Raw genomic sequence first — 5,247 nt, 5'->3', positions numbered from 1 at the left:
GGTCCAGGTCATCCTGGCCGCACACCCTGCCGTGGCCCAGGTCGCGGTCGTCGCTCGCGAGGACGTCCCGGGTGACATCCGCCTGGTGGCATACGTCATCGCGGACGGCGACAGTGCCGAACTCGCCTCATCAGTAATTGAGTTCGCTGCTGAGCGGTTGCCGGCGTACATGGTTCCGTCGGCTGTCGTGGTGCTGGACGAGCTGCCGGTGACGGTGAACGGAAAGGTGGACCGCAAGGCGCTGCCGGCGCCGGAGTATGCGGCGGGTGCGGGTCGGGCGCCGGCGACGGTACAGGAGGAGTTGTTGTGCCAGGCGTTCGCGCAGATTCTGGGTCTGTCGGCGGTGGGGGTTGATGACGACTTCTTCACGCTGGGCGGACACTCGTTGCTGGCGATGCGGCTGCGGGCCCGGATCCGTTCGGTGCTGGGTGTGGAGTTGGCGGTCCGTGAGCTGTTCGAGGCGCCGACGCCGGCGAGTCTGGCGGGACGGCTTGGGCAGGCCCGCGAGGGCCGGTTGGCACTGCGTGCGATGGAGCGTCCGGAGCGGGTGCCGTTGTCGTTCGCGCAGCGCCGTCTGTGGTTCCTCGGTGAGTTGGAGGGCGCGAGCGCGACCTACAACACTCCGATGGCTTTGCGCTTGACCGGGGAGGTGAACCGGGAGGCCCTGGCGGAGGCGCTGCGGGATGTCATCGGGCGGCACGAGGTGCTGCGGACGGTGTTCCCGGCAGTCGATGGTGAGCCGTACCAGCGCGTTCTCGGTGTGGAGGAGTGCGGGTTCGAGCTCTCGGCGGTCGAGGTGACGCCGGAGGGGCTGGAGGACGCACTGGCTGAGGCGGGCCGGTATGTGTTCGACTTCTCGTCCGAGATTCCGTTGCGGGCGACGCTGTTCGCGGTGAGTCCGGTCGAGCACGTGCTGGTGGTGCTGTCGCACCACATCGCCATGGACGGCTGGTCGACTGCTCCGCTGGTGCGGGATCTGTCAGCGGCGTATGCGGCGCGGTTGGGTGGCGTGGCTCCGGTGTGGGAGTCACTGCCGGTGCAGTATGCGGATTTCGCCTTGTGGCAGCAGGAGTTGCTGGGCGACGAGCGGGATTCGTCCAGTGTGTTGTCGCGCCAGGTGGACTACTGGCGCGGGGCGTTGGCGGGGGCTCCGGAGGAGTTGCCGCTGCCGTTCGATCGGCCGCGGCCGGCGGTTGCTTCGCACCGTGGCCACACCGTGGAGTTGGATGTTCCGGCCGCATTGCACGGGCGTTTGGTGGAGTTGGCGCGTGAGCGTGGGGTGACCCTCTTCATGATGCTGCAGGCGGCTGTCGCGGTGACGCTCAGTCGGCTGGGTGCGGGGGCCGACGTCCCGATCGGGTCCGCGATCGCCGGGCGTACGGATGAGGCGTTGAACGATCTGGTCGGGTGCTTCGTCAACACGGTGGTCGTGCGGACCGATCTGTCGGGGGACCCGACGTTCGAGGAGGTTCTCGGGCGGGTGCGCGAGGCGGGGTTGAGCGCGCTGGAGAACCAGGACGTGCCGTTCGAGAAGCTGGTGGAGGAGTTGGCGCCGACGCGTTCGCTGGCCCGACACCCGCTGTTCCAGGTCGTCCTGACCTTCCAGAACACCGGCTTGGTAGCGGATCGTGGTGCGCTGGACCTGCCCGGCCTGGGGGCCGAACCGCTGTTGCTGGGACGGGCGATGGCGAAGTTCGACGTTGATGTGATCGTGGGTGAGGTTTTCGGTGCGCAGGGCGCGCCGGCGGGGATCCGGGGCATGCTGACGGTGGCGGCGGATCTGTTCGATGAGCATGTCGCGGGTCGGGTCGCGGGCTCTCTGGTGCGGGTGCTGACGGCGATGGCAGATGATCCGCAGGCCCGGGTCGACGCCGTGGATGTGCTGGGTGCGGATGAGCGTCGCCGGGTGCTGTCGGAGTGGAACGACACCACTGCGGCCGGATCCGGGTTGATGGTTCCGCAGGTGTTCGAGGCGCAGGTGGCGCGGACGCCGGAGGCGGTGGCCGTGGTGTCCGGTGGCGTGCCCGTGTCGTACGCGGAGTTGGATGCGCGGGCGAACCGCCTTGCCCACTACCTGGTCAGCCAGGGTGTTGGTCCGGAATCGCTGATCGGGTTGGCGTTGCCGCGTGGTGCGGAGATGATCGCGGGGATTCTGGCGGTGTGGAAGGCGGGGGCGGGGTATCTGCCGGTGGACGTGTCCCAGCCGGCGGAGCGGGTCGCGTTCACGGTGAAGGATTCGCGGGCGCAGTTGGTGTTGACCACTGATGAGGTGCTGGAGGACCTGCCGTCGGTGGGTGTGCGTCTGGTGGCGGTGGACGGCACGTTGACGGCGATGCAGTTGGCGGCGGCGCCGACCACCTCGCCTGGAGCGGCGGTGGACCCGCGGTCGCTGGCGTACGTGATCTACACCTCCGGTTCGACGGGTCGTCCGAAGGGCGTGACCGTTACGCATGGGGGTCTGGCCAACTACGTCTCCTCGGTGCCGGCCCGGGTCGGTTTCGAGGGCGGTAGGTATGCGCTGTTGCAGGCGCAGGCGACTGACCTGGGGAACACGGTGCTGTTCGCGAGCCTGCTGTCGGGTGGTGAGCTGCATGTCCTGGACGAGGAGGCGGTCACCGATCCGCGTCTGCTCGCGGACTATCTGGTCGAGCACGGCATCGACTTCTTGAAGGTGGTGCCCTCGCACCTGGCGGCGCTGGGTGCGATGGGTGGTTTGGAGCGGGTGCTGCCGGGTCGGTCGGTGGTGCTGGGCGGTGAGGCCGCCTCGCCGGCATGGGTGACCGAGTTGCTGGCGGCTGCCGGTGAGCGGGATGTGTTCAACCACTACGGTCCGACGGAGACCACGATCGGTGTGGCGACCACCCGTCTGACGTCGGGTGGGATGGTGCCGGTGGGTTCGCCGGTGGCCAACACCCGCTTCTACGTGCTGGATGAGCGCCTCAACCCGGTGCCGGTGGGTGTGGCGGGTGAGTTGTATGTGGCGGGTGCGCAGGTGGCGCGCGGCTATGCGCGCCGTCCTGGTTTGACCGCGGAGCGGTTCGTGGCGTGCCCGTTCGGCAGCGGCATGGGGGTCCCCCCGGCCGAAGGCTGGGGGAGGATGTACCGCACGGGTGACCGCGCGAAGTGGTCGGCTGATGGCGAGATCGTGTTCCTGGGCCGTGCGGACGAGCAGGTGAAGATCCGTGGTTTCCGGATCGAGCCGGGTGAGGTGGCCAGTGCCCTGACGGCTCACCCACTGATCGCCCAGGCGGCCGTGATCGCCCGCGAGGACACCCCGGGGGACAAGCGCCTGGTCGCCTACGTGGTCGCGGACGATCCGGAGGATGTGGACGACACGCTCGCGGACGGGGTGCGGACCTTCGTCGCCGCCCGGTTGCCGGAGCACATGTTGCCTTCCGCTGTGGTGGTGTTGGACGCCCTGCCGCTGACAGGCAACGGGAAGTTGGACCGCGGGGCGCTGCCCGCGCCCGACTTCGCGTCGGTGCGTGGGGTGTCGAGTCGTGGGCCGGTGTCGGTGCAGGAGGAGATCCTGTGTCGGGCGTTCGCCGAGGTCCTCGGGTTGGAGAGCGTCGGCGTCGACGACGACTTCTTCGAGTTGGGTGGGCATTCGCTGCTGGCGGTGTCATTGGTGGAGATGTTGCGGGCGCGTGGGGTCTCGGTGTCGGTGAAGGCGTTGTTCCAGACGTCGACCCCGGCGGGCTTGGCGGTCGAGGCGGGTTCGGAGCAGGTGGTTGTGCCGGCGAACCTCATCCCCGAGGACGCCACGGAGATCACCCCGGAGATGCTGCCGCTGGTGGAGCTGACCGAGGCCGAGCTCGAGTCGATCGTGGCGAAGGTGACCGGTGGTGCTGCGAACGTCGCGGACGTCTACCCGCTGGCTCCGCTCCAGGAGGGCATTCTCTTCCACCACTTGATGAAGGCCGGGCGTGCGGATGAGCGGGATGTGTATGCCGGGCCGACGGTGCTCGGCTTCGACTCCCGCATGCGGCTCGACTCGTTCCTGAACGCGCTGCAGCGGGTGATCGACCGGCACGACGTGTACCGCACGGCGATCGTGTGGGAGGGACTGCGCGAGCCGGTCCAGGTCGTGGCCCGACACGCCGAACTGCCGGTCAGGGAAGTCGTGCTGGACCCGCAGGGTGCGGACGCGGCGGAGCAGTTGCTGTCCATCGGCGGGGCCTGGATGGAGCTGGACCGTGCCCCGCTGATGGATGTGCACATCGCCGCCGAACCGAACGGCGACGGCTGGCTGGCCCTGCTGCGCGTCCACCACTTGGTGCGGGATGACACAACGACGGACGCGCTGCTGGGGGAGGTCCGTGCCTTCTTGACAGGGCGGGGCGAGTCGCTGCCCAAGGGGCTGCCGTTCCGCGACTTCGTCGTCCAGGCCCGCCTCGGTGTGCCGCGCGAGGAGCATGAGCGGTACTTCGCGGGGCTGCTTGGCGACGTCACCGAGACCACCGCCCCGTTCGGCCTGCTGGACGTTCACGGAGACGGCACGACCGCGGTATCGGTGCGTTCCTCGGTGGAGGCTGAGCTCACGCTTCGACTGCGGGCGATCGCGCGCCGGATGGCCGTGAGTCCGGCGACGGTGTTCCACCTGGCGTGGGCGCGGGTGCTGGCCGCGGTGAGCGGTCGTGAGGACGTGGTGTTCGGCACGGTGCTGTTCGGCCGGATGAACGCCGGGGCGGGTGCCGACCGGCTCCAGGGTCCGTGCCTCAACACGCTCCCGGTGCGGGTGCGGGTCGGCACCTCCGCCGTGGGCGAGGCGCTGGCCGGGATGCGGCAGCAGTTGGCCGAGCTGCTGGTGCACGAGCACGCGCCGCTGGTGCTCGCGCAGCAGGCGAGCGGTGTGGCTGGCGGCAGCCCGCTGTTCACCGCCCTCTTCAACTACCGCAACGGCCGCGGTGGTGCGACGGAGCTCGGCGCGGGTCTGGGCACCGGGTTGGAGGAAGTGCGGATCCTTGCCGCCGAAGGGCGCACCAACTACCCCTTGGTCGCGAATGTCGATGATGACGGGAACGGGTTCAGCCTGACCATCGACGCGGTGGCGCCGGCCGATGCGGAACAGGTGAGCACGATGCTGCACAGCTGCCTCCGCCAGCTCGTGACCACGTTGGAGGAGGATCCGCAGGCGCGGGTCGGGCGGATCGATGTGCTGGGTGCGGATGAGCGCCGTCTGGTGGTGGAGGAGTGGAACGAGACGGCGGTTGAGGTGGCGTCGTCGACGTTGCCGGGGTTGTTCGC

At 69.2% G+C, this 5,247-nt stretch carries 1 protein-coding gene; it reads left to right on the top strand.

Annotated features, from left to right (window positions below):
* Nucleotides 1-31: 31 nt before the first annotated feature.
* A partial coding sequence (locus ACIRP7_RS45510) for an amino acid adenylation domain-containing protein (protein ID WP_403672938.1) occupies nt 32-5,247 on the top strand: 5,216 nt, incomplete at its 3' end.

This window comes from Streptomyces sp. NPDC102270 (assembly GCF_044766405.1).
Lineage (GTDB): Bacteria > Actinomycetota > Actinomycetes > Streptomycetales > Streptomycetaceae > Streptomyces.
This window is presented reverse-complemented; position numbering and strand designations above follow the sequence as displayed.